This window comes from Bacillota bacterium, from assembly GCA_040754675.1.
Lineage (GTDB): Bacteria > Bacillota > Limnochordia > Limnochordales > Geochordaceae > Geochorda.
Genome location: JBFMCJ010000640.1, coordinates 1 through 2,204 on the forward strand (window position 1 = coordinate 1; position 2,204 = coordinate 2,204).

2 protein-coding genes are annotated in these 2,204 nt (G+C 63.7%); both read left to right on the plus strand.

Annotated features, from left to right (window positions below; translation table 11 throughout):
- On the plus strand, positions 1–336 hold a 336-nt coding region (locus tag AB1609_21940; protein ID MEW6049097.1), incomplete at its 5' end, for a LysR family transcriptional regulator.
- Positions 337–386: 50 nt separating this feature from the next.
- Positions 387–1,607 (plus strand): aminotransferase class V-fold PLP-dependent enzyme, encoded by a 1,221-nt coding sequence (locus tag AB1609_21945; GenBank protein ID MEW6049098.1) that lies wholly within the window; start codon positions 387–389, stop codon positions 1,605–1,607.
- Positions 1,608–2,204: the final 597 nt, after the last annotated feature.

Genomic DNA, 2,204 nt, shown 5'->3' on the forward strand with positions numbered 1-2,204 from the left:
CTGGAACACGAGGAGCTGGGCAAAGCGTTCGGCGACGGCCCGCTCGAGGTGCTGGAGCGGGTCGAGCGGTCGGGCTCCCTGCGTCAGGCTGCGGCAGAGATGGGGATGTCCTACAACAAGGCCTGGTGCCTTGTGAGGAGGCTGGAGAAGGCGCTCGGGTTCCCGCTGCTGGAGCGTCGTTCGGGAGGCCGGCATGGCGGCGGCTCCGTGGTGACGCCCCGCGCGCGGGAACTCATGGTACGCTACCGCCGTTTCCGGGAGCAGGTGGCGCGGGATCTTGCCGAGTCGTACCGGCGGAACTTCGCCGGGTTTGGCTGGCCGGAGGAGCCGGACTGAGCCGTCGAATGGGGGTTGATCACGCTGGTCAAGGATCCCGGCATTGCGGGTTGAAGCGCAAAGATGGGACGTGCGGTGAGCTTTCGTTCGCCTCCCCCGCACCCGTGTGGGACGGCAGGTACGAGGTGTACCTGGACCAGGCTGCCACGAGCTATCCCAAGCCGGAGGCCGTTTATTTAGCAGTCGACCCGTGCCTCCGTAAGGTAGGTGGGAATCCGGGCCGGTCCGGACACCGGCGGTCGCTGGAGGCGGGCCGGATAGTGTTGAGGGTGCGGGAGCTCCTGGCGCGTCTCTTGGGTGCGCGCGACCCTGCGGAGATCGTCCTGACCCTCAATGCCACCGACGCACTCAACCTGGCCCTCAAGGGGAGCTTGCGGCCGGGAGACCACGTGGTCACCACCAGCATGGAGCACAACTCGGTGGTGCGGCCGCTGGTGGGTATGGTTCGAAGGGGGGAGATCGAGCTGACCGTGGTTCAGGGGGACCGGACCGGTTTGGTTCCCGTGGACAAGATAAAGGAAGCCCTACGCCGCAACACGGCCATGGTGATGGTGACCCACGCCTCCAACGTCGCGGGCACGATCAACCCCATCGAAGAAATCGCTGCGGTGGTCCGGGAACGAGACATCCTGATGCTTGTTGACGCCGCCCAGACAGCTGGTTGTCTTCCTATCGACGTGCAGTCGATGGGCGTTGATTTGCTGGCCTTCAGCGGGCACAAAGCGCTACTTGGTCCACAGGGGATAGGAGGCCTGTACGTCAATTCTCGCCGCGTGAAGCTGAGGCCCTGGCGGGAGGGGGGTACCGGAAGCCGATCGGAAGAGGACGTGCAGCCGGACTTCCTCCCTGATTGGCTGGAAGCGGGGACTCCCAACACCCCAGGCCTGGCTGGCCTTGCTGCTGGCGTGGAGTACGTGCTGACGAGGGGGGTTGCTGAGATAAGGTCCCGGGAGGTGGCCTTGATGCAGCGACTCCGCGAACAGCTGGCTGGTTTGCCGGGAGTGCGGCTGTATGGTCCCGCCGATGCTCGGCAGAGTGTAGGTATCCTTTCCTTTACGGTGGAAGGCTGGGACAACGGAGACCTCGCCTACGAACTGGAAAGGAATTACCGGGTGCTGTGCCGACCCGGCCTGCACTGTGCTCCCTACGCCCACCGGACGTTGGGCACTTTCCCGGCCGGGACCGTCCCCTTCAGCGTGAGCTGTTTTACGGAAGAGGAGCACGTGGACTACGCGGCGGAAAGCCTGCGCCATCTGGTTGCCCGTTCTTAGCGTGGCCGGCATTCGCGGGATCTTCTCAAGCGCAAGTTCCCGGGGTGTTAGTTTTGGGCGGTAGTGTTAGGGCACCTTATCCGACGCAGTGAGGCCCCGAGTGGCCAACTGCGCGCCTGCCCGGTTCCCGCTGAGGCGGGTGGCCAGCGTCGCATAACGTTTCGTCTGGGCTTGGGGCGGGAAGTCAATTCGCCATTAGCAGGGACCTTGCGCCTGCCACCATACAGCTCTTATGAACCTGCTTGCTCTATCCATAAGTTTTCGTATTGACAGCGAAGGGGGCCTCTGATATCCTTATGTTGCCTACATACTCAAGATATGGAAGGGGGGTTGCTCTGCCGCTCGCGACTCCCCCTAAATCTCGTTGCGGATGTGCTGATGGCGTGCGTGTTGTTTTTGCCACACCCGGAAAGGGGTGCATGGAGATGTTTTCGCGCCGCCTGGCGAAGATCACCTCCTGCGTTCTGGTGGTAAGCCTGCTTTGGCTTTTTGCCCTTCCTCCCCCCGTGCTGGCCGGCAGTGGTGCTGGCGTTGCGACGGACACAGGTTCAGGTGCCGACGGCAGGGGCAGTATCGCCACCGGGCAGGCCCGTTCCG